Origin of the sequence: Metapseudomonas phytobenefica (assembly GCF_043392685.1) — a bacterium.
GTDB lineage: Bacteria > Pseudomonadota > Gammaproteobacteria > Pseudomonadales > Pseudomonadaceae > Metapseudomonas.
The window spans coordinates 83,417-110,354 of sequence record NZ_JBHZGM010000011.1; the positions used below are offsets into that span (position 1 = coordinate 83,417).

At 64.6% G+C, this 26,938-nt stretch carries 22 protein-coding genes; 7 read left to right on the plus strand and 15 right to left on the minus strand.

What is annotated here, in order from left to right; all coding sequences use genetic code 11:
* Positions 1 to 25 precede the first annotated feature (25 nt).
* Positions 26 to 2,251, minus strand: a complete 2,226-nt coding sequence (locus ACFW0B_RS11630; protein ID WP_449148203.1) for a DNA internalization-related competence protein ComEC/Rec2 — start codon at positions 2,249 to 2,251, stop codon at positions 26 to 28.
* Positions 2,252 to 2,424: 173 nt separating this feature from the next.
* On the opposite strand from ACFW0B_RS11630, the gene ACFW0B_RS11635 reads away from it, so the two are divergent.
* Entirely contained in the window at positions 2,425 to 2,952 is a 528-nt protein-coding gene (locus ACFW0B_RS11635) for a DUF2062 domain-containing protein (RefSeq protein ID WP_449148205.1), read from the plus strand.
* A gap of 57 nt (positions 2,953 to 3,009) precedes the next feature.
* Here ACFW0B_RS11635 and ACFW0B_RS11640 read toward each other — a convergent pair whose 3' ends face one another.
* The 3 genes from ACFW0B_RS11640 to ACFW0B_RS11650 are packed head-to-tail and all read right to left on the minus strand — an operon-like array spanning position 3,010 to position 6,182.
* Entirely contained in the window at positions 3,010 to 4,254 is a 1,245-nt protein-coding gene (locus ACFW0B_RS11640) for a lipoprotein-releasing ABC transporter permease subunit (RefSeq protein WP_449148207.1), read from the minus strand.
* 1 nt (position 4,255) lies between these two features.
* Positions 4,256 to 4,939: a lipoprotein-releasing ABC transporter ATP-binding protein LolD gene (gene lolD / locus ACFW0B_RS11645; RefSeq protein WP_449148209.1), complete on the minus strand. Its 684-nt coding sequence runs from the start codon at positions 4,937 to 4,939 to the stop codon at positions 4,256 to 4,258.
* Entirely contained in the window at positions 4,932 to 6,182 is a 1,251-nt protein-coding gene (locus tag ACFW0B_RS11650; RefSeq protein WP_449148211.1) for a lipoprotein-releasing ABC transporter permease subunit, read from the minus strand. The genes lolD and ACFW0B_RS11650 overlap by 8 nt, the downstream gene beginning before the upstream one ends.
* A gap of 167 nt (positions 6,183 to 6,349) precedes the next feature.
* Between ACFW0B_RS11650 and ACFW0B_RS11655 the strand changes: the two genes are divergently transcribed.
* The 3 genes from ACFW0B_RS11655 to ACFW0B_RS11665 are packed head-to-tail and all read left to right on the plus strand — an operon-like array spanning position 6,350 to position 7,959.
* Positions 6,350 to 6,934, plus strand: a complete 585-nt coding sequence (locus ACFW0B_RS11655) for a PilZ domain-containing protein (protein ID WP_449148213.1) — start codon at positions 6,350 to 6,352, stop codon at positions 6,932 to 6,934.
* A 9-nt stretch (positions 6,935 to 6,943) separates the two neighbouring features.
* Positions 6,944 to 7,234: a phosphodiesterase gene (locus ACFW0B_RS11660; protein WP_449148215.1), complete on the plus strand. Its 291-nt coding sequence runs from the start codon at positions 6,944 to 6,946 to the stop codon at positions 7,232 to 7,234.
* Positions 7,235 to 7,236: 2 nt separating this feature from the next.
* Positions 7,237 to 7,959 (plus strand): glycerophosphodiester phosphodiesterase, encoded by a 723-nt coding sequence (locus tag ACFW0B_RS11665; protein ID WP_449148217.1) that lies wholly within the window; start codon positions 7,237 to 7,239, stop codon positions 7,957 to 7,959.
* Positions 7,960 to 8,295: 336 nt separating this feature from the next.
* On the opposite strand, the gene sthA is transcribed toward ACFW0B_RS11665, so the two are convergent.
* The 11 genes from sthA to ACFW0B_RS11720 form a co-directional block, all read right to left on the minus strand.
* The gene (sthA, locus tag ACFW0B_RS11670; protein WP_449148219.1) at positions 8,296 to 9,690 is read right to left on the minus strand and encodes a Si-specific NAD(P)(+) transhydrogenase; all 1,395 of its coding nucleotides are present in this window, start codon (positions 9,688 to 9,690) and stop codon (positions 8,296 to 8,298) included.
* Between the two features lie 150 nt (positions 9,691 to 9,840).
* Positions 9,841 to 10,068, minus strand: a complete 228-nt coding sequence (nqrM, locus tag ACFW0B_RS11675; protein ID WP_449148221.1) for a (Na+)-NQR maturation NqrM — start codon at positions 10,066 to 10,068, stop codon at positions 9,841 to 9,843.
* Positions 10,069 to 10,070: 2 nt separating this feature from the next.
* Positions 10,071 to 11,078, minus strand: coding sequence for an FAD:protein FMN transferase (locus tag ACFW0B_RS11680; protein ID WP_449148223.1), 1,008 nt, complete (start codon positions 11,076 to 11,078; stop codon positions 10,071 to 10,073).
* Positions 11,071 to 12,297, minus strand: coding sequence for an NADH:ubiquinone reductase (Na(+)-transporting) subunit F (gene nqrF / locus ACFW0B_RS11685; RefSeq protein ID WP_449148225.1), 1,227 nt, complete (start codon positions 12,295 to 12,297; stop codon positions 11,071 to 11,073). Before nqrF ends, ACFW0B_RS11680 begins: the two co-directional genes overlap by 8 nt.
* A gap of 9 nt (positions 12,298 to 12,306) precedes the next feature.
* The gene (nqrE, locus tag ACFW0B_RS11690) at positions 12,307 to 12,915 is read right to left on the minus strand and encodes an NADH:ubiquinone reductase (Na(+)-transporting) subunit E (protein WP_449148227.1); all 609 of its coding nucleotides are present in this window, start codon (positions 12,913 to 12,915) and stop codon (positions 12,307 to 12,309) included.
* Positions 12,915 to 13,589, minus strand: a complete 675-nt coding sequence (locus ACFW0B_RS11695) for an NADH:ubiquinone reductase (Na(+)-transporting) subunit D (protein WP_449148229.1) — start codon at positions 13,587 to 13,589, stop codon at positions 12,915 to 12,917. The genes nqrE and ACFW0B_RS11695 overlap by 1 nt, the downstream gene beginning before the upstream one ends.
* Complete coding sequence (locus tag ACFW0B_RS11700) at positions 13,586 to 14,374, minus strand: Na(+)-translocating NADH-quinone reductase subunit C (protein WP_449148231.1); 789 nt, start codon at positions 14,372 to 14,374, stop codon at positions 13,586 to 13,588. Before ACFW0B_RS11700 ends, ACFW0B_RS11695 begins: the two co-directional genes overlap by 4 nt.
* Complete coding sequence (locus tag ACFW0B_RS11705) at positions 14,367 to 15,578, minus strand: NADH:ubiquinone reductase (Na(+)-transporting) subunit B (RefSeq protein ID WP_449148233.1); 1,212 nt, start codon at positions 15,576 to 15,578, stop codon at positions 14,367 to 14,369. Before ACFW0B_RS11705 ends, ACFW0B_RS11700 begins: the two co-directional genes overlap by 8 nt.
* Before the next feature lies 1 nt (position 15,579).
* Positions 15,580 to 16,917 (minus strand): Na(+)-translocating NADH-quinone reductase subunit A, encoded by a 1,338-nt coding sequence (locus ACFW0B_RS11710; RefSeq protein ID WP_449148235.1) that lies wholly within the window; start codon positions 16,915 to 16,917, stop codon positions 15,580 to 15,582.
* A gap of 273 nt (positions 16,918 to 17,190) precedes the next feature.
* Positions 17,191 to 18,588 (minus strand): amino acid permease, encoded by a 1,398-nt coding sequence (locus ACFW0B_RS11715; protein WP_449148237.1) that lies wholly within the window; start codon positions 18,586 to 18,588, stop codon positions 17,191 to 17,193.
* A gap of 94 nt (positions 18,589 to 18,682) precedes the next feature.
* Positions 18,683 to 20,149 carry a glyceraldehyde-3-phosphate dehydrogenase gene (locus ACFW0B_RS11720; protein ID WP_449148295.1) on the minus strand — a complete coding sequence of 489 codons (1,467 nt, stop codon included), beginning with the start codon at positions 20,147 to 20,149 and terminating at the stop codon, positions 18,683 to 18,685.
* A gap of 136 nt (positions 20,150 to 20,285) precedes the next feature.
* Between ACFW0B_RS11720 and mfd the strand changes: the two genes are divergently transcribed.
* Genes mfd through ACFW0B_RS11735 form a run of 3 tightly spaced genes read left to right on the plus strand, consistent with a single transcriptional unit; the run spans position 20,286 to position 26,919 of the window.
* Positions 20,286 to 23,726, plus strand: coding sequence for a transcription-repair coupling factor (gene mfd, locus ACFW0B_RS11725; RefSeq protein WP_449148297.1), 3,441 nt, complete (start codon positions 20,286 to 20,288; stop codon positions 23,724 to 23,726).
* A 34-nt stretch (positions 23,727 to 23,760) separates the two neighbouring features.
* Positions 23,761 to 24,282 carry a CsiV family protein gene (locus tag ACFW0B_RS11730; protein WP_449148239.1) on the plus strand — a complete coding sequence of 174 codons (522 nt, stop codon included), beginning with the start codon at positions 23,761 to 23,763 and terminating at the stop codon, positions 24,280 to 24,282.
* Between the two features lie 6 nt (positions 24,283 to 24,288).
* Positions 24,289 to 26,919, plus strand: coding sequence for a DEAD/DEAH box helicase (locus tag ACFW0B_RS11735; protein ID WP_449148241.1), 2,631 nt, complete (start codon positions 24,289 to 24,291; stop codon positions 26,917 to 26,919).
* Positions 26,920 to 26,938: the final 19 nt, after the last annotated feature.

Sequence of the window (26,938 nt, forward strand, 5' to 3'; positions counted from 1 at the left end):
AGGCCCGCGCCGACCGCCGCCGTTCTCATTTTTCCCTCCAGAACACAGACTTTTCTCGCTCGACTTCCGGCTCGGCAAAAGTGCCAAGACGCAGCAACAGGTGGCCCTGCTCCGCGGTGTCGTGGATTTCCGCCGGCAGCGCACGGATGCGTGATGCGACCAACGGATGCGGGTGGCCATAGGCATTCAGATGGCCGCGGGAAATCAGCACCTTCTCCGGTTTCACCGCGCGCAGGAAAGCCGTGCTGGAAGAAGTCCGGCTGCCATGGTGACCGGCCACCAGCCAACGCGCGGCGAGCGGTTGGCCGCTGGCGATCCAGGCCGCCTCCCCGCGAACACCTAGGTCACCGCTTAGCAGGATGCGCTCGCCGGCGGCTTCGACGGTCAGCACACAGGAACTGTCATTGCTGTCACCACCCGGCGGCGGCTGCCAGACCAGGAACTCCACGCCGTCCCAGGACCAGGCCATGCCCGCCACGCAGGGCTCCGCCCCAATGTCAGGCGCAAGACGTTGCGGCTCACCGCTGAGCACCCGCTCCACGGTCAAGCCGCGCCGCACCGCCCGGCCCCCGCCGGCGTGGTCGGAATCGGCATGACTGATCAGCATCAGGTCGAGGCGGGATACGCCAAGGCCCCGCAGGGTCGGCACCACCACCCGCTCGCCGATATCGAAGTCGCCCCGGCGCGGTCCGGCATCATAGAGCAACGCGTGCTCGCGGGTACGCACCAGCACGGAAAGCCCCTGTCCCACATCCAGCACCCGCACCTCGGCTTGGCCGGGCGCAAGGTGCTGCTGCGGCGGGAACAGCGCCGGCATCAGCAACGCCAGGCCAAGCGCGCGTAACGGCACGCCGGCTGGCGCGATCAGCAGCAGGACACCCAGCGCACCCAGCAGCCAGGCCCAGGCCGGGAGTTGTATGGGAATCCACGCGGGAAATTGCGCAGAGGTCCAGGCCAGCATCTGGAACAGCAGTTCCAGTGCACCTCCGGCCAGCCAGAGCAACGCTTCTCCCAGCCAGGGAATGCCCAGCGCGGCGGTTCCCAGCAAGGCCAGCGGCAGCACCACCAGACTGATCCAGGGCACCGCCACCAGGTTGGCCAGGGGGCCACTGAGGCTGACGGGCAACGCCAACGCCAGCAGCAGCGGAGCAAGGCCAAGGCCCATCACCCATTGGGCACGCCACCAGGTCATCCACCAGCGCCACGCCCCCAGGCGCCCGGCGAAAGCCAGGACCAGCAGGGCCACAGCGCCGAAGGACAGCCAGAAGCCGGGCTGCAGCACCACCAGGGGCTCGGCCGCCAGCACGACACAGAGCGCAGCCAGCAATGGCGTGAGGAACCCCAGGTGGCGAAAGCGCAGACGCCAGAGCAGAACCACGGCCAGCATCACGCAGGCCCTTCTGACCGGTACGTCGAATCCCGCCAGGATTCCGTATCCGAGCCCGCCGGCGAAGGCCAGGGCGCAGGCCCAGGGCAGCCAGGGCAGGCGCCTTGGCCAGAGCCCCAATCGTGCGAGAACCGCTACGAGGCCGTAGAGCACGCCGGCAAACAGGGTGATGTGCTGCCCGGATATCACCATCAGGTGCGTGGTGCCGGTGTCCTGCAGCAGGCGCCAGTCCCGATCCCCGAGGCCCGAGCCATCTCCCAGCACCAGCGCAGCGAGCCCGCCGGTCCGGCCCCATGCATCCACCTGGAGCAGGCGTTGGCGCAACTGGTCACGCCAGGCCACCGGACCGCTGGCCGGCAGCAGCCGCTCACCGGTCTTTACCGAGCCGGTCGCTCCGATGCGCCGCGCCAGCAGCCAGGCTTCGAAATCGAAGGTCGCCGGATTCACCAGGCCGCGCGGCCGCTTTAGACGGGCCGCCAGGCGCCAGCGCTCCCCGGCAAGCACGGGCGGTCCATCGTGCCAGGACAGCCGCACGCGGCGGGGCAACCGGGCTCGCGGTGCATGAATATCCTCCAGTTCGAATCGCACCACGCCGTCCGCCCTGCCCGGCAGGCCGACCACCCTCCCCTCCAGCCAGCGGACCTGGCCGTCCAGCCGTTTCTCCAAACGGTCATCCAGCGCCCATTGGGCGCTCAGGCAGGCCCAGCCGAGCCCAACAAGGAACAAACCGACTCGCCAGGCCCGCGAGCCCAGCAGCAGCAATCCGAGAATCAGCTGGAGATAGAGCCACCCGACAGGCGGCAGACTGGGCATCCAGCGTAATAGAAGCAGGCCGCCGGCAAAGGCGGCCAGGCCCGATACCATGGATTTCCAACTCCCTTTCCGTGGGACGGGAAACGCGGCAACGTCCTGTACCGCCCAGCGCCGGCCGAAGCAGCTGGCGCAGATCCCCTTAAACTTGCCGACACAAACTGGCCCGGCGATGTCATTTCCGGGTGTGCATAATACCCGGCGCTTCCGCCCGCCAGAGACCGCCCATGCCGCGTCGCATCTTCAAACGCTACATGCCGAATCCGGACAACATCAGGGAACACAAGTCCCTGCGTTTTCTCGGCACTCTGATCCACGATCCGAACCTCTGGCACCTCAACCGCCATTCGGTCGCCCGCGCCATGGCCATGGGCCTGTTCGCCGCGTTCGTGCCGATCCCCATGCAGATGTTGCTGGCCGCGAGCCTGGCCATCACGGTGCGCGCCAACCTGCCCATATCGGTGGGCCTGGTCTGGCTGACCAACCCCATCACCATGCCGCCGGTTTTCTACTGCACCTACAAGATAGGCGCCTGGATCATGCAAGTATCTCCGCGCGCCCTTCCCGATGAACTGACCTGGGAATGGATCACCCAGGAACTTTCCACGCTCTGGCAGCCGTTTCTCCTAGGATCGCTGGTCTGTGGCGTGCTGGTCGGGGCGCTGGCCTACATGCTGACCATGCTCTATTGGCGCTGGTGGGTCGGCCACAGCTGGCGCAAACGCCAGAAGGCGCGCCGGGAAGCCGGCCGCTGAGCCAGAAAGAAAAACGCCGCATCTGATGCGACGTTCTCATTGGCGCAAAGTAGCGCCTTACTCGTAGCGCAGGGCTTCGGCTGGCTGGGTCTGGGCTGCACGCCAGGCCGGGTAGATAGTGGCCAGGAAACTCAGGACCAACGCTGCCGTGCAGATCAGTACCACGTCACCCAGTTGCAGTTCGGAGGGCAGGTAGCTGACGAAGTAGACGTCGGAGCTGAAGATCTGCCTGCCGCTGGCGCGCTCAAGGGCGGCGATCCACTGGCTGACGTTGAGCGCAGTGATGATGCCCAGCACGGTACCGATCAGGGTGCCGACGAAGCCGATCACGCTGCCCTGTACCATGAACACCGCCATGATCTGCCTGGGCGTGGCCCCAAGGGTGCGGAGGATGGCGATATCCGCACGCTTGTCGGCAACCACCATGATCAAGGTGGCGATGATGTTGAACGCCGCCACGGCCACGATCAGCAGCAGCAGAAGGCCAATCATGGTCTTCTCCATCTTCATCGCGCTGAACAGGCTGCCCTGGGTATGGGTCCAGTCATCGGCGCGATAGCCCTGCCCCAGTTCGGCGGCGATCCGCTTCGACACCTCGGGCGCCTGGAACAGGTCCTTCAGGGCGATGCGCACGCTCTGCACCTGGCCTTCCGGCAGGCGCTGGATGACAGCGGCATCGGCGACATTGATCAGCGCCAGGGCGCTGTCCAATTCGGCGCCGACCTTGAACACGCCGACCACGTTGAAGCGCTGCATGCGCGGGGTGATGCCGCCCGGTGCGCTGCTCACCTCGGGCACGATCAGGGTCAGCTTGTCACCGACGTTGAGGCGGAAGCGCCGCGCGGTGATCTCGCCGATGACGATGCCGGACTCTCCCGGCTTCAACGCATCCAGGTCACCCTGCACCATGTGCTGGCCGATGATGGAAACCTTGGTCTCTTCCCGGGGATCGATGCCGTTGATCTGCACCGGCTGCATCATGCCCTTGACGGAAAGCATGCCTTCCAGTTCGGCGAAGGGTACCGCCCCCACCACTTCCGGGTGCTTCATCGCGGCATCGGCCACGCGGCGCCAGTCATCCAGCGGCTGGTCGGCGCTCAGGGTGGCATGGGAGACCATGCCGAGGATGCGCGAGCGCATTTCCTTCTGGAAGCCGTTCATCACCGAAAGCACTACGATCATGGCCAGTACGCCGAGCGCCAGGCCGATCATCGAGGTCAGCGAGATGAACGAGATGTAGTGGTTACGGCGCTTGGCGCGGGTATAGCGCGTGCCGATGAAGATCGGGAGAGGTCTGAACATCTCAGGCAGCCACCAGTCGGCCTTCTTCCAGGCGCAGCACCCGGTCCATCTGGCGGGCCAGCTGCAGGTCATGGGTCACCACCAGGAAGGCGGTCTGCAGAGAGCGGCTCAGCTCCTGCATAAGCTCCTGGATGCCATGGGCGGTGTGCTGGTCGAGGTTGCCGGTGGGCTCGTCGAGCAGCACCAGGGCCGGGTTGTTGACCAGTGCGCGGGCAATCGCCACACGTTGGCGTTCGCCACCGGACAGCTCCGCCGGCTTGTGCGACAGGCGATGCCCGAGGCCCACGCGCTCCAGCAGAGCAGTGGCGCGCTGACGCGCCTCGGCGATGGCGGTGCGGCCGATCAGCAGCGGCATGCAGACGTTCTCCAGGGCGGTGAACTCCGGCAGCAGGTGGTGGAACTGATAGACGAAGCCCAGGGCGCGATTGCGCAGCAGGCCGCGCGCCGTCTCGTTGAGGGCGGACAGCTCCTCTCCGGCCAGCCAGACGCTGCCTTTGCTCGGGGTATCCAGGCCGCCGAGCATGTTCAGCAGGGTGCTCTTGCCGGAACCGGAACTGCCGACGATGGCCACCCGCTCGCCCGGATGCAGCTCCAGTTCGACGCCGGACAGCACCTCGACCGACTGCGGACCTTCGTCGTAGCTCTTGCCCAGGTTGCGGCAACTCAGGACAGCCTTGTTACTCATAGCGCAAAGCCTCTGCTGGCTGGGTGCGTGCGGCACGCCAGGCGGGATAAAGGGTAGCGAGGAAACTCAGGACCAGCGCGGCCGAACAGACCATCACCACGTCCTCGGTCATCAGCTGGGATGGCAGGTAATCGATGAAATAGACGTCCGCGCTGAGAAACTTGTGCCCCAACAGGCGCTCCAGCAGGGCGATGGCATCGCTCACATTGAGCGCGGCGAGAATGCCCAGCACGCCGCCGATCAGGGTACCGACCACGCCGATCACCGTGCCCTGGACCATGAAGATACCCATGATCTGCCGGGGCGTGGCACCCAGGGTGCGGAGGATGGCGATATCGCCCCGCTTGTCGGTCACCACCATCACCAGGGTGGAAATGATGTTGAAGGCGGCCACGGCCACGATCAGCAGCAGGAGCAGGCCGATCATGGTCTTTTCCATCCTGATCGCCTGGTAGAGGTTGCCGTGGGTACGGGTCCAGTCGCGAGCGTAGAAATCCTCGCCCTTCAGTTCCCCGGCGATCTGCCAGGCCACCTGGGGCGCCTGGAACAGGTCATCGAGCTTGAGGCGCAGGCCCTGCACCTGGTCCGGCTGCCAGCGCTTCAGGCGAGCGACATCGGAGAGGTTGGCAACGGCCAGGAAGCCGTCCAGCTCGCCGGCGCCGACATGGAAGATGCCGACCACGGTGAAGCGCTTCATGCGCGGGAAAACACCGGCCGGGGTCACCGCCACTTCGGGCATCACGAAGGTGACCTTGTCGCCCATGCCCACGCCCAGCTTGGTGGCGGCACGGTCGCCGATGACGATGCCGAATTCGCCGGCCTTCAGGTCAGCCAGGCTTCCCTGGCGGAAAAAGTCGCCGATGATGGAGACCCTGGCCTCTTCCTGCGGGTCCACGGCATTGACCAGCACCTTCTGCACCTTGCCGTCGGCGGTCAGCAGGCCCTGGACCTGGGTGTAGGGCGCCACGGCCTGCACCTCGGAATGGCGGGCAACGCCTTCGGCCAGCGTGCGCCAGTCGTTGATGGGTACGGCGGATTCCACCGTGGCGTGGGGCACCATACCCAGCACGCGGGTGCGCATTTCATGGTCGAAGCCGTTCATGACCGACAGCACCAGGATCATCACCAGCACGCCGAGGGCCAGGCCGATCATGGAAGTCAGGGAAATGAAGGAGACGAAGTAGCTGCGGCGCTTGGCGCGCGTGTAACGGGCGCCTATGTACAGGGACAGCGGTCTGAACATGGAAGTGGAGTTCGCTGGCGAAAGAAGGGACGTCCTTGTGGCGGGGTCTGGCGAGCAGCGTTTACACTCAAATTCTGTTCGTGATCTGTCGCGGCGCCCGGGGCGACGCAAACGGACTTGCGATAACGGAACAGCTCTTCGACCACCACTGCTGCCATGGGTTCGCCATGTCGACACGAGACGCGGATGACCGCCGCGAATACTACCGCATCGAAGATACGATCGCACTGGAATTTCAACCGCTGAAACAGGGCGAAACAGCTGATGCAAGCGGCGCCGACAGTGCTTCCCAGCTGTTCGGCCTGCTCAGCGAACTGCACCTGATGGACTTCGAATCCCAGCACCTGCTGCGGCATATCCATGAGCGCGATCGCACGCTGGCAAGCTACCTGAAGGTCATCAACAAACGCATCGATCTGCTCGGCCAGGCGCTCGCCCAGAGCCTGTTGCGCGACATCGGCCCGGCGCGCCAGGTCACCCTCTCCGAAGGCGGCATCAGCTTCGGCAGCGCTCAGCCCCTGGAACCGGGCACCCACCTGGCGATCAAGCTGGTGTTGATGCCCCAGGCCCTCGGCATGCTGCTGCGTGCCGTGGTGGTCCATAGCCAACCCCGCGAGGATGGCCAGTTCGAAATCGGCACCGAGTTCGAAGCGCCCACCGACGCCCAGCGCCAACTGCTGGCACGGCACATCCTGCAGAAACAGGCCCAGCAGCGACGCGAGGCCCGTGAACGTTCCTCTCCCTCCGCCTGAGACACTCGCATGACGCGCCCCGGCCTGCTGCTGACCTGCCTCCTCCTCGCGCTGAGCGCTGGCGCTCAAACTATCGAAATCCCCGTCGGCGAGCAGGGTGACCGCGCCCTTGCACTGCCGGCGCGAGGCGATAGCCAGCGCGCCGTGCTGGAGCGTTTCGGCCTGCCCGACGAAGAACACCCCGCGGTCGGCAAGCCTCCCATCAGCCGCTGGGACTACCGCGATTTCTCGGTCTACTTCGAAAGCGGACGCGTCATCGACAGCGTTCGCCACCATCAACCCAGAGCACCAAGGGAATAATCGTGACCCTGATCTACGGCCATCGAGGCGCCAAGGGCGAATGCCCGGAAAACACCCTGGCCAGCTTTCGGCAATGCCTGTCACATGGCGTGAAGCGTTGCGAGCTGGACCTGCACCTGTCCCGTGACGGCGAGCTGATGGTGATCCACGACACCAGCCTGAAACGCACCACCGGCCGCCGCGGCAAGGTGGTCGAGCATGACGCCGAGGAACTGGTGACCTACGACGCCCGCCTGGGTGGTCCCGGCTGGCACCAGCCATGCCCCATTCCGCGTCTGGCGACGCTGTTCGAGCACTGCGACTTCGAGCACTGGCAACTGGAAGTGAAGAGCGCGTCGCGGGTACGCGCCGCACGGACGGTGCTGGCGATCCAGGAACTGGCCGAGCGCCATGGCCTGATGGACAAGGTGACCGTCACCTCCAGCTCGCGGGAAGTGCTGCGCGCGCTCAACCGCCTGACGCCGAAGCTGTCCCGCGGACTGGTAGCCGAATACGCCTGGCTCGACCCGATCAAGGTGGCCAGGCATCACGGCTGCGACCTGCTGGCGCTGAACTGGACCCTGTGCACACCGGAACGCCTGCTGCGGGCGCAGAAGGAAGGGCTGCACGTGTCGGTGTGGACGGTCAATGAACCGGCCCTGATGCGCCGCCTGGCGGACTTTGGCGTGGACAGCATCATCACCGACTTCCCCGGGCTTGCCAGCGCCACGGTCAGTATCAGCTGAAACACGCCCCGTGGGAGATTCCAGGTCAATCAGGGCGAAGGGTGGATGTCGCTTTTCACATCCACCGCCGAAGCCCGGTTCTGCGCCGACGGTGGGTCGGTAAAGCGTGACCCACCCTACGATACTGAGACACCCGCGCCCCGTGGGTGATTTCAATCGCGAATGAATTGGCCTCCACAGATCCGGGTGATCTCTCCATGAAAAAACCGGCCGCAAGGGCCGGTTTTTCGTTCTGGGCGTCGCCTGATCAGAAGCTCTCCCGGTTCGGCCAGCGCCAGGTGCGCGGATCGTCGAGAGGATCCTCCCCGGCCGGTTCAGGCGCCCGGCCGGTGCCGCTCAAAAAAGCCGGTTGAGGCCGTCGAACGCCGCCACCCGGTAGGCTTCCGCCATGGTCGGGTAGTTGAAGGTGGTGTTGACGAAGTACTTGATGCTGTTCGCCTCGCCCTTCTGGTTCATGATCGCCTGGCCAATGTGCACGATCTCCGACGCCTGGTAGCCGAAGCAATGGACGCCGAGGACTTCCAGGGTTTCGCGATGGAACAGGATCTTCAGCATGCCCACCGGCTCGCTGGAGATCTGTGCGCGGGCCATGCCCTTGAAGAAGGCCTTGCCCACTTCGTAGGGGATCTTCGCCTGGGTGAGCTCGCGCTCGTTCTTGCCGATGGAGCTGATCTCCGGAATGGTGTAGATGCCGGTCGGCACGTCATCGACGAAGCGCCAGCTGTCGTTCTCCACCGCGCTGCCAGCAGCCGAACGGCCCTGGTCGGCGGCGGCGCTGGCCAAGCTCGGCCAGCCGATCACATCACCAGCGGCGAAGATGTTGCTGACTTCGGTGCGGTAGTATTGGTCGACGTTGATCTGGCCACGGCTGTTGACCTTGACGCCGATGTTCTCCAGGCCGAGCTTGTCGGTGTTGCCGGTACGGCCGTTGCACCACAGCAGGCAGTCGGCCTTGATCTTCTTGCCGGACTTGAGGTGCAGGATCACCCCGTTCTCCAGGCCCTCGATGCGCTCGTACTCCTCGTTGTGACGGATCAGCACGTTGTTGTTGCGCAGGTGATAGCTCAGGGCGTCGGAAATCTCGTCGTCGAGGAAGCTGAGCAGTTGGTCGCGGTTGTCGATCAGATCCACCAGCACGCCCAGGCCGCTGAAGATGGAGGCGTATTCGGACCCGATCACACCGGCTCCGTAGATGATGATCCGGCGCGGCGTGTGGGTCAGACTGAGGATGGTGTCACTGTCGTAGATGCGCGGGTGGTGGAAATCGACATCAGCCGGACGGTAGGGACGCGAACCGGTGGCGATGATGACCTGCTTGGCCACCAGCTTTTCCACCACGCCACTGGTGCAGACCACTTCCACGGTCTGCTCGTCGGAGAAGCTGGCGGTGCCGAAAAACACGTCGACGCGATTGCGTGCGTAGAAGCCGGTACGCGAGGCCACCTGCTTGGCGATCACTCGCTCGGCGCTCTTCAGCACATCGGGGAACGAGAACCAGCGCGGCTCGCCGATCTGGCGGAACAGCGGGTTGGTGTTGTACTGCATGATCTGCCGCACCGAGTGGCGCAGGGCCTTGGACGGAATGGTGCCGAGGTGGGTGCAGTTGCCGCCGACCAGCGGACGGTTGTCCACCACCGCCACCTTGCGACCGGCCTTGGCGGCGTTCATCGCCGCGCCCTCGCCCGCCGGGCCGGAACCCAGCACCACTACGTCGTAGTTGTAGACAGCCATGCTTACTCCTCATAACGGGCCGGGGCGCCCTTTGGCGCCCCCGGCAAGGTCCGCGGCGAACCAAGCCGCGGAATTCGGAACCTGTTTTGGCGATCCCGGACGGGATCCTGAACTGGCGTGCAGCTTAGCCGAGCCGTTTGGCGCTGCACATTAGCGCTTGGTCGCGTCGTAGGCGAGCGATGATTCCACTACATCACCCTCGCGACGCACCTCTTCGCATTTCTCGCGATTACCGCCACAGATCGAGCATTCCTTTTCGATGCCCAGATTGGCGATTCCGCCACAGGAGCCTGCAATGGGCTTGCGCCCCATGATCACGCCGACGGCCATGCCCAGCACCACCAGCAGCATGATCGCGAACACCAGAACGAAGGTCATGCTCATTTCTCCTCTTGCTCGAACAGTGCCTGGAAGCGGCTGCTGCCACGGCTCCGGAACCCGTCACCTTCGCGTGTCACGAAGAGCGCGGCGATGCCGTGGCGTTCAGCATAGGCCGAACCCTCCTCCGGCCCCAGCACCATCAACAGGGTGGAGAGGCCGTCCGCCCGCAGCGCCGACTCGTCCACCACGGTCACCGCTGCAAGGTTGTGGCTGATCGGCGCCCCGCTCTTCGGGTCCAGCGTGTGGGAATAGCGCTTGCCATCCTTTTCAAAATAGTTGCGATAGTCGCCCGAGGTGGAAACGCCAAGCCCGTCCAGCTGAATGACCTGCTGCGCCACCTGCCGATCGTCGCGCGGCGCTTCGATGGCGATGCGCCAGGGCGCTCCATCGGGCTTGCGACCGATGGCCTTGAGCTCGCCGGTGATTTCCACCAGCGCGCTGCCGACACCCAGCTCGCCAAGCCGCGCCACCACGCGGTCGACGGCGTAGCCGGCGGCGATGCTGTTGAAGTCCAGCTGCACCGCCGCATCCTTGCACAGCTCCGAACCCCGAATGGACAGGTGCTGATGGCCGACGTCAGCCTTCGCGGCGGCAATGGTTTCGGCGCTGGGCACCTGGTCGCCGCGGGAGTGCGGACCGAAGCCCCAGAGATCGAGCAACGGTTCCAGCGTCATGTCGAAGGCACCGCCGCTGTCCTTTGACAATTCGCCAGCGAAGGACACCAGTTCCAGCATCGGCGCGGGCAAGGCCATGCAGCTACCCGCAGGCAGGGCATTGAAGCGCTCCACCTCGGAGTCGGCGCGGTAGGTGGACATCTGCTGGTCGATCTCGGCCAGGATGCCCTCCACCTCCTTGCGCGCCTGCTCCACCGAGGGACCGGACGCGCCGCGCACATACTTCACCGAGTAGCTGCTGCCCATGGTGGGGCCGCCGAACTGCTCCAGGCGGTCGCCGCAGCCGGCCAGCAGCAAGCCGGCCGCCAGCAGGAAGGCGAATCGCTTAGCCACCAAAATCGTCCAGCAGGATGTTTTCCCGCTCCACGCCAAGGTCGGTGAGCATCTTGATCACCGCGGCGTTCATCATCGGCGGGCCGCACATGTAGAACTCGCAATCCTCGGGAGCCGGGTGGTCCTTGAGGTAGTTCTCGTAGAGGACGTTATGGATGAAGCCGGTGAGCCCGGTCCAGTTGTCCTCCGGCTGCGGGTCGGACAGCGCCAGGTGCCACTCGAAGTTCGGGTTCTCCGCCGCCAGCTGGTCGTACTCCTCGGTATAGAAGGCTTCGCGCAGGGAACGCGCGCCGTACCAGAAGCTGATCTTGCGCTTGGATTTCAGGCGCTTGAGCTGGTCGAAAATGTGCGAACGCATGGGCGCCATGCCCGCGCCACCACCGATGAACACCATCTCCGCATCGGTGTCCTTGGCGAAGAACTCGCCGAAGGGACCATAAACGGTAACCTTGTCGCCCGGCTTGAGGCTGAAGACCCAGGAGGACATCTGCCCCGGCGGCACGTCATCCTTGCCCGGTGGCGGCGAGGCGATGCGGATGTTGAATTTGACGATGCCCTTCTCGTCCGGGTAGTTGGCCATCGAGTAGGCACGAATGACCGTCTCGTCGACCTTGGACACGTACTTCCACTGGTTGAACCTGTCCCAGTCGCCGCGGTATTCGGGCTGGATGTCGAAGTCCTTGTAGGCGACCACATGGGGCGGGCATTCCAGCTGCACGTAGCCACCGGCGCGGAAGTCCACGCTCTCCCCTTCCGGCAGACGCAGGGTCAGCTCCTTGATGAAGGTGGCCACGTTGGGGTTGGACTCCACCGTGCACTCCCACTTCTTCACGCCGAAGACCTCCTCCGGCACTTCGATGTGCATGTCCTGCTTCACCGGGGTCTGGCAGGACAGGCGCCAGCCTTCCTTCGCCTGACGACGGGTGAAGTGGGATTCTTCCGTGGGCAGCATTTCCCCGCCGCCGCTCTGCACGATGCACTTGCACTGGGCGCAGGTACCGCCGCCACCGCACGCGGAAGACAGGAAGACGTTCTGGGATGCCAGGGTCTGCAGCAGCTTGCCGCCGGCAGGAACCGTGATGGTCCGCTCGCCGTTGATCACGATGTTCACGTCGCCGCTGGAAACCAGCTTGGCGCGGGCCGCCAGGATGATCACCACCAGCGCGAGGACGATGGCGGTGAACATGCCGATGGCGAGGAAGATTTCGAAACTCAGCATGTCCGTTCCTTAGAGCTGTACACCGGAAAACGACATGAAGCCGAGGGACATCAGGCCGATGGTGATGAAGGTGATACCGAGGCCCTGCAGGCCTTCGGGGACATCGCTGTATTTCAGCTTCTCGCGGATGCCCGCCAGCAGCGCAATGGCCAGGGCCCAGGAAAAACCGGAGCCGATGCCGTACACCACGCTTTCGCCGAGGTTGTAATCGCGTTCCACCATGAACAGCGAACCGGCCATGATGGCGCAGTTCACCGTGATCAGCGGCAGGAATACGCCGAGGGCGTTGTAGAGCGAGGGCACGTATTTGTCGAGCAGCATCTCGAGGATCTGCACGATGGCGGCGATCACCCCGATGTAGCTGAGCAGGCCGAGGAAGGACAGGTCTACCTCCGGCAAGCCGGCCCAGGCCAGGGCGCCGTCTTTCAGCAGCAGGCTGTAGAGCAGGTTGTTGGCCGGCACGGTGATGGCCTGCACCACGATCACCGCGATCCCCAGGCCGATGGCAGTTTCCACCTTCTTCGAAATGGCGATGAAGGTGCACATGCCAAGGAAGAAAGCCAGGGCCATGTTCTCGACGAACACGGCCTTCACGAACAGGCTGATGTAATGCTCCATCAGTAGGCCTCCTTGTTGGATACCTGGGGCGCGATCCTGTAGGCCGGCGCTTCTTTCTGCTCGGTCTTCCAGCTGCGCAGGGCCCAGATGATCAGGCCGATGAGGAAGAAGGCCGAGGGCGGCAACAGCAGCAGGCCGTTGGGCTGGTACCAGCCGCCGTCATTGATCACCGGCAGCACCTCGAAGCCCAGCAGCTTGCCCGAGCCCAACAGCTCGCGAACGATGCCGAGGACGATCAGCATGGCGCTGTAGCCCAGGCCGTTGCCGATGCCATCGAAGAACGACAGCAGCGGCGGGTTGGCCATGGCAAAGGCTTCCGCGCGGCCCATCACGATGCAGTTGGTGATGATCAGGCCGACGAACACCGAGAGCTGCTTGGACAGGCTGAAGGCGTAGGCCTTGAGCACCTGGTCGACCACGATCACCAACGACGCGATGATCACCATCTGCACGATCATGCGGATCGAGCTGGGGATCTGGCTGCGGATCATCGAGATGAACAGGTTGGAGAAGCCGGTCACCAGGGTCAGGGCGATGGACATCACCAGCGCGGTCTTCAGGTTGGAGGTGACCGCCAGGGCCGAGCAGATGCCGAGTATCTGCAGGCCGATGGGGTTGTTGTGCAGGATCGGGTCCAGCAGGACCGACCGGATAGTGGGTTGCGCCATGCTCATGCCTCCCCGTCGTTCAGTTTGGCCAGGAAGGGCCCGAAGCCGTTCTCGCCCAGCCAGAAATGCAGCAGGTTGTTGACGCCCTTGCTGGTCAGCGTCGCACCGGCAAGGCCGTCGACCTGATGGCTGGCGTTGGCCGATTGCGGGTCGACGCTGCCCTTGATGATCTGGATGGCCAGTTGGCCCTGCTCATCGAAGAGGCTCTTGCCGTTCCACAGCGCCTTCCATTTCGGGTTGTCCACTTCGCCGCCGAGCCCGGGAGTCTCGCCGTGCTGGTAGAAGCCGAGGCCGACCACGGTATCGAGGTCGCCCTTGAGCGCCAGGAAGCCGTACAGGGTCGACCACAGTCCATAGCCCCGCACCGGCAGGATCAGGGTCTGGAGCTTGCCCTCCTGCTCCACCAGGTAGACGGTGCTGAAGCGCTCGCGGCGCTTGATGGACGCAATGTCCTGCCCGGCGGGCAGCGCGTCGGAGAGCTGCGGGTCCTTGGCGGCCTTCAGCGGATCGAAGCCGGCGGCCTGGATCGCATCGGTGAAATCGCCGGTGGAAAGGTCCACCACCTTCGCACTGATGCGCTCGGCATAGAGCTTCTTCACCTCTTCAGCAGACATGCCCGCTTCACCAAGGCCGGCGATGGCGAGGATGCTGCGCTGCTTGTCCAGCTCGCGGTTTTCCACCTGTACCGGCTTCAGCGCCACGGCGCCACCAGCCACGAACACGGAGCACACCAGGCAGACCACCAGGGCCACCATCAGGGTGCGGAGCGTGGATTCTTTCTGCTCAGCCATTGCGTGCCAGCCTCCGCTTGATATTGGCCTGAACGACGAAGTGGTCGATCAGCGGCGCGAAAAGGTTGGCGAAGAGGATCGCCAGCATCATGCCTTCCGGGAAGGCCGGGTTGACCACGCGGATCAGCACCACCATCAGGCCGATCAGCGCGCCGAACAGCCATTTGCCGGTGTCGGTCATGGACGCGGAAACCGGGTCGGTGGCCATGAACATCATGCCGAAGGCAAAACCGCCCAAGACCAAATGCCAGTACCAGGGCATGGCGAACATCGGGTTGGTGTCCGAACCGATGGCGTTGAACAGCCAACTGGTAGCGATCATGCCGAGCATCACGCCAGCGACGATGCGCCAGGACGCGATGCGGGTGACCAGCAGCACGCCGCCGCCGATCAGGATGGCCAGGGTGCTGGTTTCGCCGATGGAGCCCTGGATGGTGCCGAGGAAGGCGTCCATCCAGCTGATGCCGTGGCCGAGGATGTTCTCGACGCCACCGGCAGAGCCCAGGCTCAGGGACGTGGCGCCCGCGAATCCGTCCACTGCGGTCCATACCTCGTCACCGGAAATCTGCGCCGGATAGGCGAAGAAGAGGAAGGCGCGGCCGGCCAGGGCGGGGTTGAGGAAGTTCTTGCCAGTGCCGCCGAAGACTTCCTTGCCCAGCACCACGCCGAAGCTGATGCCCAGCGCCACCTGCCAGAGCGGGATGCTCGGCGGCAGGGTCAGGGCGAAGAGCACGGAGGTGACGAAGAAGCCTTCGTTCACTTCATGGCGGCGAATGGAGGCGAACAGCACTTCCCAGAAACCGCCGACGATAAAAGTCACCGCATAGATGGGCAGGAACCAGGCCGCGCCCTGGATGAAGTTGTCCCACAGGCTGTTCGGATCGAAGCCGGCCAGCGAGCCGATCAGGGCGAAGCGCCAGCCCTCCTGGGCCGCCAGCAGTTCGGGGCTCTGCGCGAATACCAGGTTGGCCTGGTAGCCGACGTTCCACATGCCGAAGAACATGGCCGGGAAGGTGCAGAGCCAGACGGTGATCATCATGCGCTTGAGGTCGATGCCATCGCGCACGTGGGCCGTGGTGTGGGTCACGTTGGCGGGGCGGTAGAAGAAGGTATCCACCGCCTCGTACAGCGCGTACCACTTCTCATAGCGACCGCCCTGCTCGAAGTTGTGCTCGATGCGGTCGAGGAATTTTCTAAGGCCCATCTCAGCCCTCCTTCTCGATACGGCTGAGGTTGTCCCGCAGGATCGGGCCGTATTCGTACTTGCCGGCACAGACGTAGCTGCACAGGGCCAGGTCTTCTTCATCCAGCTCCAGGCAGCCGAGCTTCTGGGCCATTTCGGTATCACCGACGATCAGGTAGCGCAGCAACTGGGTGGGCAGGATGTCCAGGGGCATCACCGACTCGTAGTTGCCAACCGGCACCATGGCGCGCGGGCTGCCGTTGGTGCTGGTGCTGAAGGCGAACTTGCGGCCGCCCAGCAATTTGGAAACGAAGATGTTCAGCACCGAGTGCTTGTTCACCCCGGCACGCAGGTAGTGCAGCAGCTCGCGGTCATTGCCTTCGCGCAGGCAGGACACCTGCAGGTGATAGCGGCCCAGGTAGGCGCAGGCGCCGCGAGAGGTGCGGCCGCCCAGCAGCGAGCCGGACACCACGCGGTTGGCGCCGGGCTGCAGTTCACCTGCAGTGAGTTCTTCCAGGCTGGCACCGAGTCGGGTGCGCAGCAGACGCGGCTTCTCCACCACGGGACCTGCCAGGGACACCACGCGCTCTACCCAGAGGCGGCCGGTGGTGAACAGCTTGCCGATGGCTATCACATCCTGATAGCCGATGTGCCAGACGCTCTTGCTGGCGCTCACCGGATCGAGGAAATGGATGTGGGTGCCGGGCAGTCCCGCCGGATGCGGCCCAGTGAAGGATTCGCTGCGAACCTGGGCCAGGCCTTCGCCCGGCAACGCGGCGCCTTCGGCCTTGCAGAGGAACACGCGGGCCAGGCGCGCGAGCACCTTGAGGCCATGCTCGAAGTCTGCGGCGTGCTCGGCGATCACCAGGGCGGGGTCGGCGGCCAGCGGATGGGTATCCATGGCCGTGACGAAAATGGAGTTCGGCGTGGCGTCGATTGCCGGGACTCGGCTGAAGGGCCGGGTGCGCAGCGCGGTCCAGAGGCCGGAGCGGATCAGGTTGTCGCGCACTTGCCCGGCCTCGAGCTGGTCGAGTTGCCCGACGGCGTACTGCTCGAAGAGGATTTCGTCATCGCCCTCGAGGTCGATCACCACCGACTGCAGCACGCGCTGCTCGCCACGATGGATGGCGCTGACCACGCCAGCCCCCGGCGCGGTGTAGATCACCCCTGGGGTTTTCTTGTCGGAGAACAGTGGCTGACCGAGCTTGACCCGATCCCCCACCTGCACGTCCATGGTCGGCTTCATGCCGTGATAGTCGAAGCCGATGACGGCGACGCTGCGAACCGGGCGCCCTGCCTCGATTCGCTGGTCCGGTTCCCCTGCCACCGGCAGGTCCAGCCCTCGCTTGATTCTGATCATAGGTTTCGCCTGAAACAGAAGTACTTCCCGGCCCAGCGCTGGCTAAAAGGCCAGCTTCGCGCCAGGCGATGCCTGGTACGAATATGCTGAGTTCCGAACGGTTAAGCGGTCGATTATAGAGAGCGCATCCAAACCGCGCCAACCAAAGGCTTTCTTTTCAGGGGTTTAGGAAACATCAGTAAACCAGACGTCCACATCTGAACTTGGGGTCATCAATGCGCCGCTACGAAAAACGGGAGCCAGAGGCTCCCGTTTTCCTGTCCGAGCTGCACTTCAGAGGGCAGTCGCGCGTGTCGCGGAACGCTTGAAGTAGTAGCAGGCTCCGATCAGGGCCAACCAGAAGGGAATGGCATAGACGGAAATGTTGATGCCCGGAATCATCAGCATCACACCGAGGATCAGCGCCACGAACGCCAGGCACAGATAGTTGCCGACGGGGTACCAGAGCGCCTTGAAGAAAGGCTGCTGCCCACGAGCTTCGAGGCTCTTGCGGAACATCAGGTGGGACAGGCTGATCATCGCCCAGTTGATCACCAGGGCCGCCACCACCAGCGCCATCAGCAGCTCCAGCGCTTTCTGCGGCGCAAGGTAGTTCACGACCACGCAGAGGAAGGTGATCAGCGCGGAAATACCGATGGCGAGCACCGGCACGCCACGGTCGTCCACCTTCATCAGGGCCTTGGGCGCGTCACCCTGCTCCGCCAGGCCATAGAGCATCCGGCTGTTGCAGTACACACCGCTGTTGTAGACCGACAGGGCTGCAGTCAGTACCACGAAGTTGAGGATGTGGGCCGCGACGTCGCTGCCGATCAGCGAGAAGATCTGCACGAACGGGCTGCCGCTGTAGGGATCGCCCGCGGCGTTCAGGGTTTCCAGCAACGCGTCCCAGGGATAGAGCATCAGCAGCACGCTGAGGGCGCCGATATAGAAGATCAGGATGCGGTAGATCACCTGATTGATGGCCTTGGGGATCACTTTCTTCGGCTCGCTCGCCTCGGCAGCAGTGATACCCACCAGCTCCAGGCCACCGAAGGAGAACATGATGATCGCCAGCACCATCACCAGACCTTCAAGACCATTGGGGAAGAAGCCGCCGTGGCTCCAGAGGTTGCTCACCGCCGCCTGCTCGCCACCGGTGCCGCTGACCAGCAGGTAAATACCCAGGATGATCATGCCGATGATGGCCACCACCTTGATCAGGGCGAACCAGAACTCCGCCTCGCCGAAGACCTTCACGTTGGCCAGGTTGATCAGGTTGATCAACACGAAGAAGGCCGCCGCCGACGCCCAGGTGGGCACCTCAGGCCACCAGAACTGGATGTACTTGCCCACGGCGGTCAGCTCGGCCATGCCCACCAGGACGTACAGCACCCAGTAGTTCCAGCCGGAAAGGAAGCCCGCATAGCCGCCCCAGTACTTGTGGGCGAAGTGGCTGAACGAGCCGGCAACCGGCTCTTCCACGATCATCTCGCCGAGCTGGCGCATGATCAGGAATGCGAAGAAGCCGGCAATGGCGTAGCCGAGAATCATCGACGGACCGGCCGACTTGAGCACCCCGGCCGAGCCCAGGAACAGGCCGGTACCGATGGCGCCGCCCAGCGCGATTAGCTGGATGTGGCGGTTTTTCAGGCCCCTTTTGAGCGGCCCCTGGTGAAGGTGATGTCCTTCCATCTGGGAATTCCCCAACGCGATTCTTGTTATCCGATTACAGACGCAAAAATGAAAAACGGGAGCCCGAAAGCTCCCGTTCTTCACAGGTCACGACTTAGCGTGGGAAAGCCGGCGGGTTCACACCTGCCATTTCTTCCATCACGCGGACCACCTGGCAGCTGTAACCGAACTCGTTGTCGTACCAGACGTACAGGACAACGCGGTTGTCGTTGCAGATGGTGGCTTCGGCATCGACCACACCGGCGTGGCGGGAACCGACGAAGTCGGAGGACACCACTTCCTGGGAGGAGACGTAATCGATCTGCTTGTGCAGATCCGAATGCATGGCCGCCTGGCGCAGGTATTCGTTGATCTCGTCGCGGGTGGTGGCCTTCTCCAGGTTCAGGTTCAGGATCGCCATGGAGACGTTCGGCGTCGGAACGCGGATGGCGTTGCCGGTCAGCCTGCCCTTCAGCACCGGCAGGGCCTTGGCGGCGGCGGTGGCGGCACCGGTCTCGGTGATCACCATGTTCAGCGGAGCGCTGCGGCCGCGACGGCTGCCCTTGTGGAAGTTGTCGATCAGGTTCTGGTCGTTGGTGTACGAGTGAACGGTTTCGACGTGGCCGTTGACGATGCCGTACTGATCATTGACTGCCTTGAGCACCGGCACGATGGCGTTGGTGGTGCAGGAAGCGGCGGAGATGATCTTGTCATCGGCGGTGATGTCGCCGTGGTTGATGCCGTGAACGATGTTCTTCAGCGCACCCTTGCCCGGAGCGGTCAGGACGACACGGTCGATACCCGGGCACTTCAGGTGCTGGCCCAGGCCTTCGGCGTCACGCCATTTGCCGGTGTTGTCGACCAGCAGGGCGTTCTTGATGCCGTAGGCGGTGTAGTCGATCGAGGCCGGATCGTTGGAGTAGATCACCTGGATCAGGTTGCCGTTGGCGGTCAGGGTGTTGTTTTCTTCGTCGATGACGATGGTGCCGTCGAACGGGCCGTGTACGGAGTCACGGCGCAGCAGGCTGGCACGCTTGATCAGGTCGTTCTCGGCGCCCTTGCGGACGACGATGGCGCGCAGGCGCAGGCCGTCGCCACCACCGGTCTTCTCGATCAGGATGCGCGCGAGCAGGCGACCGATGCGGCCAAAGCCGTACAGGACGACGTCGGTGCCTTCGCGGGCAGCGCCGTTCTGCTTGCCGACCACGTCGGCCAGCTCGTCCTTGGTGAACTGCTCGATGCTGCGGCCATTACCTTCGACCTTGAACTTGGCAACCATCTTGCCCAAGTCCACGGAAGCGGCGCCCAGTTTGAGCTCGCTCATGGCCTTGAGGATCGGGAAGGTTTCGTGAACCGACAGCTCGGCTTCATCGGCGAGGCGATGACGAGCAAATCGGTGAGCCTTGAGGATGGCGATCACGGAGCGGTTGATCAGGCCACGGCCATAGATCGAGGTCACAACATTGTTGTTGCGATACAGCTGGCCAATCATCGGAATCATGGCTTCCGCGAGGGCTTCACGATCGATCCATTCACCGAGACACTGGTCGGGCTTCTGAGTCACGGGCAGTACCTTCCACATGTAGGGGATGAAAAAAGGGGCTACATTATGACGGCGCACGCAGGCGCCGGCAATCAGCAGCGGGCCCAACACTGACATCCGCTAGTCGGGATAGTTACAATCCGCCGATCTTTTTCCGACCGGAGCCACCTTGCCCGTGTCCGTACTGCGCCTTCCGCCTCTTCCCTCCGCCGCCGGCAAGCAACAGTGGGGCAACCTGCCCGGCGCCGCCCTGAGCCTGGCCATCGCCGAGGCCGCCAGCGCCGGCAAGCGTTTCACCCTGCTGCTGACCGCCGACAGCCAGACCGCCGAGCGCCTGGAACAGGAACTGGGCTTCTTCGCCCCGGAGCTGGACGTCCTGCATTTCCCCGACTGGGAAACCCTGCCCTACGACCTCTTCTCGCCGCACCAGGACATCATTTCCCAGCGCGTCGACACCCTTTACCGGCTGCCCGGGGTCAAGCGCGGCGTGCTGGTGGTGCCCATCACCACTGCCCTGCACCGGCTGGCGCCGACACGCTTCCTGCTGGGTTCCAGCCTGGTCCTGGACGTCGGCCAGAAGCTCGATGTGGAGCAGATGCGCCTGCGCCTGGAGGCCGCCGGCTACCGCTGCGTGGACACGGTCTACGAACATGGCGAGTTCGCCGTCCGTGGCGCCCTGATCGACCTGTTCCCCATGGGCAGCGACCTGCCCTATCGCATCGACCTGTTCGATGACGAGATCGAAACCCTGCGCACCTTCGACCCGGAAACCCAGCGCTCGGTGGACAAGGTGGAATCCATCCGCCTGCTGCCGGCCCGCGAGTTCCCGCTGGACAAGAAGGCCGTCACCGATTTCCGCGGACGCTTCCGCGAGCGCTTCGACGTCGACTTCCGCCGCTGCCCCATCTACCAGGACCTGGCCAGCGGCATCACGCCGGCGGGCATCGAGTACTACCTGCCGCTGTTCTTCGAAGAGACGGCGACCCTGTTCGACTACCTGCCGACAGACACCCAAGTGTTCTCCCTGCCCGGCATCGAGCAGGCCGCCGAGCAGTTCTGGACCGATGTGCGCAACCGCTACGAGGAACGCCGCGTCGACCCCGAGCGTCCACTGGTTCCGCCCGCCGAACTGTTCCTCCCGGTGGAAGACTGCTTCGCCCGCCTGAAGGGCTCGCCCCGCCTGGTGCTGAGCCAGGAAGACATCGAGCCGGGCGTCGGTCGCGAGCGCTTCTCCGCCCGCGCCCTGCCGGACCTCGCCATCCAGGCCAAGGCCAGCGAACCGATGGCTGCGCTGCGACGCTTCATCGAGGAGTTCCCCGGCCGTGTGCTGTTCAGCGCCGAATCCGCCGGCCGCCGCGAAGTGCTGCTGGAAATGCTCGCGCGCCTCAAGCTGCGCCCACAGGAAGTGGACGGCTGGCCGGACTTCGTCGCCAGCTCCGAGCGCCTGGCCATTACCATCGCGCCGCTGGATGAAGGCCTGTTGCTGGACGACCCGGGCTTGGCGCTGATCGCCGAAAGCCCGCTGTTCGGCCAGCGCGTGATGCAGCGTCGCCGTCGCGAACGCCGCGGTGACGCCGGCGACAACGTGATAAAGAACCTCGCCGAGCTGCGCGAAGGTGCGCCGGTGGTGCACATCGACCACGGCGTTGGCCGCTACCTGGGCCTGGTCACCCTTGAAATCGACGGCCAGGCCGCCGAATTCCTCGCCCTGCAGTACGCCGAGGAAGCCAAGCTCTATGTGCCGGTAGCCAGCCTGCACCTGATCGCCCGTTACACCGGCAGCGACGACGCCCTGGCACCCTTGCACCGCCTGGGCTCGGAAGCCTGGCAGAAGGCCAAGCGCAAGGCCGCAGAACAGGTCCGCGACGTCGCCGCCGAGCTGCTGGACATCTACGCCCGCCGCGCCGCCCGCGAAGGTTACGCCTTCAAGGACCCGAAGGCCGACTACGCGACCTTCTCCGCCGGCTTCCCCTTCGAGGAAACCCCGGACCAGCAGGCCGCCATCGAAGCCGTACTGGGCGACATGCTCGCGCCCAAGCCCATGGACCGCCTGGTGTGCGGCGACGTCGGCTTCGGCAAGACCGAGGTCGCCATGCGCGCTGCCTTCGTCGCGGTGCACAGCGGCAAGCAGGTCGCCGTACTGGTACCCACCACCCTCCTCGCCCAGCAGCACTACAACAGCTTCCGCGACCGTTTCGCCGACTGGCCGGTAACCGTGGATGTAATGAGCCGCTTCAAGTCGGCCAAGGAAGTGGAAGGTGCGGCGCGGCAGCTGGCCGAAGGCAAGATCGACATCATCATCGGCACCCACAAGCTGCTGCAGGACGACATACGCTTCAAGAACCTGGGCCTTGTGATCATCGACGAAGAACACCGTTTCGGCGTGCGCCAGAAGGAACAGCTGAAGTCCCTGCGCAGCGAGGTGGACATCCTCACCCTCACCGCCACGCCCATTCCGCGAACGCTGAACATGGCCGTGGCCGGCATGCGCGACCTGTCCATCATCGCCACGCCGCCGGCGCGCCGGCTGTCGGTACGCACCTTCGTCATGGAGCGGCAGAAGACCGCGATCAAGGAGGCGCTGCTCCGCGAGTTGTTGCGCGGCGGCCAGGTCTACTACCTGCACAACGAGGTGGCGACCATCGAGAAATGCGCCGCCGAACTGGCCGAACTGGTGCCCGAGGCGCGCATCGCCGTCGGCCACGGCCAGATGCGCGAACGTGAACTCGAACAGGTGATGAGCGACTTCTATCACAAGCGCTTCAACGTGCTGGTGGCCTCGACCATCATCGAAACCGGCATCGACGTGCCCAGCGCCAACACCATCGTCATCGAGCGTGCCGACAAGTTCGGCCTGGCCCAGCTGCACCAGCTGCGCGGCCGCGTCGGCCGTAGCCACCACCAGGCCTACGCCTACCTGCTGACGCCGCCGCGCAAGCAGATGACCCCGGACGCCGAAAAGCGCCTGGAAGCCATCGCCAACGCCCAGGACCTGGGCGCCGGCTTCGTGCTGGCCACCCATGACCTGGAAATCCGCGGCGCCGGCGAGCTCCTCGGCGAGGGCCAGAGCGGCCAGATCCAGGCCGTCGGCTTCACCCTCTACATGGAAATGCTGGAACGCGCGGTGAAAGCCATCCGCAAGGGCGAACAGCCCAACCTGGAACAACCCCTGGGCGGCGGGCCGGAAATCAACCTGCGGGTCCCGGCGCTGATCCCCGAGGATTACCTGCCCGATGTCCACGCGCGCCTGATCCTCTACAAGCGCATCGCCTCGGCCGCGGACGAAGACGGCCTGAAGGAACTGCAGGTGGAGATGATCGACCGCTTCGGCCTGCTGCCCGAACCCAGCAAGCACCTGATACGCCTGACCCACCTCAAGCTGAAGGCGGAAAAACTCGGCATCAGGAAGGTCGATGCCGGCCCGCAGGGTGGCCGCATCGAGTTCGCCGCCGACACCTGCGTCGACCCGCTGGTACTGATCAAGCTGATCCAGGGCCAGCCCAAGCGCTACAAGTTCGAAGGCGCCACCCAGTTCAAGTTCCAGGTGCCCATGGAACGCCCGGAAGAACGCTTCAACACCCTCGAAGCCCTGTTCGAACGCCTGACCCCGCAGTAGTCTGCGGAATGATTGCCCCCATAAGGAACAACCCATGCGTGCCATTCGTAACTTCGCCCTGCTGCTCGCCCTGCTGGCCCCGGCTGCTTTCGCCGACGGCCTCTATTCGGTGGAGATGATCATCTTCCGCCAGTCCGGCGATCCGATTCCCGCCAGCCGGCCGGCGCCGGACGACTGGGCGGCGGGCAGCCAGTCCATCGCAGGCAGCGAGCGCGGCACGGCGCTGGACGGCGAAGCGGCCAAGCTCAATCCCAATGCCGGTTACCAAGTGCTGCTGCACAAGGCCTGGTCGCAGAACCTGTCCGCCACCCCGAACACGGTCTCGGTGACTTCCGGCGAACAGCAGCTCGGCCACTACCCGGTGGAAGGCACCCTGGCACTCACCCTCGATCGCAGCATCGACGCCCAGGCCGACTTCTGGATCAACCAGTTCGACGGCAGCGGCCTGATTCGCAGCAGCGAGCGCCTGCGCCAGGGCACGCGCCTGAAGAACGGCGAACTCACCTTCCTCGACCACGGCAATCTGGGCATCCTGATTCGCATCAGCCCACTCTAAGGCGCCATGAGTGTCCTGCTCGACCAACTGAGGCAACTGGACTGGCGCCTGGACTTCGATCCAGGCGCGCTTTCCCGTGGCCTCAGGTACGCCACGGAAGACCGCGTTCGACTGCTCAGCCTGAGCGAGAAGGCCATCGAGACCAGCTGCGAAGGCTCCGAAGGCCGCTTCTACACGCAACGCATCCGCCTTGCCCCCAAAGGCCTGGGCGTGGTCGGCCATTGCAGTTGCCCGGTGAATTACAACTGCAAGCACTGCGTCGCCGCCATCATCGTATTGCTGGCGCAGCCTTCCGAAGGCTGGCAGGCGCCGCCGCCCCCGGCCGAACGCCTGGTGGACGACCTGCTGCCCCTGCCGCACCTGATCCTCGGCAGCCACGCCCAGAGCCAGTACGACCTGCGCAGCGGGCGCATGGTGGGCAGCCAGCAGCATCGCGCCGGCCTGGTCTTCGAATACGGCAGCGCGCAAATCCACGGCAAGACGGCGAAGCCGGAGCGGCTGCATCACCGCAACAATGGCGAACGCCTGTCCATCGCCCGTCACCCCCGGGCCGAGCAGGCCTGGCGTGATGTCCTGCGCCAGCTGGGCTTCAAGGAAGCGCTGCGGCAGAGCCTGGCGCTACCTGCCAACAGCGCGGAAATGTTCGAGCTGCCCAGCGACGAACAGTGGCTGCATTTCATGCGCGAGCAACTGCCGGCACTGCGCGAGCAAGGCTGGAAGATCGATATTCGCCCGGGCTTCCAGTTCGACCTCACCCAGGTGGAGGGCTGGTACGCCGAAGTGGACGAGGCGCCGGGCCGCGAGTGGTTCGACCTGGAGCTGGGCATCGTCGTCGAGGGCCGCCGCATCAGCCTGCTGCCGGTGCTTCTGCGCCTGATCCAGCGCAACCCCGAATTGCTCGATCCGCAGAACCTGCAACGACGCAAGGACGATGAGCAGCTGCGCCTGCAACTGGATGCCACTCGCGCTGTCGACGGCCGTCCACTGCAGGTGATGCTGCCGTTCTCCCGCCTCAAGCCGGTGCTGACCACCCTGGGCGAGCTCTACCAGCGCGATCAGGACCCGGCCCAGGGCCTGCGCCTGTCCCGCCCCGATGCGGCGCGACTGAGCCAGCTGGAAGGCCTCGACCTGCAATGGCAGGGCGGCGACGAGCTACGCGAACTGGCACGCAAACTGCGCGACAGCGGCAAGGTCACCATCACTCCGCCCAAGGGTCTGAATGCCGAACTCCGTCATTACCAACTGGAGGGCCTCGCCTGGCTGCAGACCCTGCGGGACGTCAACGCCGGCGGCATCCTGGGTGACGACATGGGCCTGGGCAAGACCCTGCAAACGCTGGCCCATCTGCTGCTGGAGAAGGAAAGCGGCCGCCTCGATCGGCCCGCCCTGGCGGTAATGCCCACCAGCCTCATCCCGAACTGGCTCGATGAGGCAGAACGCTTTGCACCGGACCTGCGCGTGCTTGCCCTGCATGGCCCCGGCCGGAATAAGAGTTTCGAGCGGATGGCCGAGCACGACCTGCTGCTCACCACCTACGCCCTGCTCCCCCGGGATCTGGAGCATTTCGCCGAATTGCCGCTGCACCTGCTGATCCTCGACGAGGCGCAATTCATCAAGAACCCCACCAGCAAGGCGGCCCAGGCGGTACGTCAGCTGGAGGCCCGCCATCGGCTCTGCCTCACCGGCACGCCGCTGGAAAATCATCTGGGCGAACTCTGGTCGCTGTTCCATTTCCTGATGCCGGGCTGGCTCGGCGACAGCCAGAGCTTCCTGCGCAACTACCGCAATCCCATCGAAAAACACGGCGACACCACCCGCCTGGCCCATCTCAATGCCCGCCTCAAGCCCTTCCTGCTGCGTCGCAGCAAGGAAGCGGTGGCCACCGAGCTGCCGGCCAAGAGCGAGATCACCCAATGGGTCGAACTCAGCGACCGCCAACGCGACCTGTATGAAACCGTGCGCCTGGCGATGGATCACAAGGTGCGCGACGAGATTGGCCGCAAGGGGCTCGCACGCAGCCAGATCGTGATCCTGGAAGCACTGCTGAAGCTGCGCCAGGTGTGCTGCGACACCCGCCTGATCGAAGAGAGCGGTACCCGCATGCGCGGCAGCAGCTCAGGCAAGCTGGACAGCCTGATGGAGATGCTGGAGGAGCTGATCGCCGAGGGCCGCAAGGTGCTGCTGTTCTCCCAGTTCACCAGCATGCTCGCCCTGATCGAGGAAGAACTGCATAAGCGCAACATCGATCATGTGCAGATCACTGGCGCCACCCGCGACCGGCGCACACCGGTGAAGCGCTTCCAGAACGGCGAGGTTCCGCTGTTCCTTATCAGCCTCAAGGCCGGCGGCACCGGTCTCAATCTCACCGCCGCCGACACGGTGATCCACTACGACCCCTGGTGGAACCCGGCAGTGGAACGCCAGGCGACCGACCGCGCCTATCGCATCGGCCAGGACAAGCCGGTTTTCGTCTATCGGCTGATTTCGCGGGGAACGGTGGAAGAGAAGATCCAGCAGCTGCAGGCCCAGAAAGCTGCGCTGGCACGGGGCATCCTGGACGGTCGCGAGAAGGAAGGCTGGCGCCTGGCCGAAGAGGACATCGATGCCCTCTTCGCCCCCCTGCCGCGCCTGGGCTGAGAAACGACAGATTCGCAGG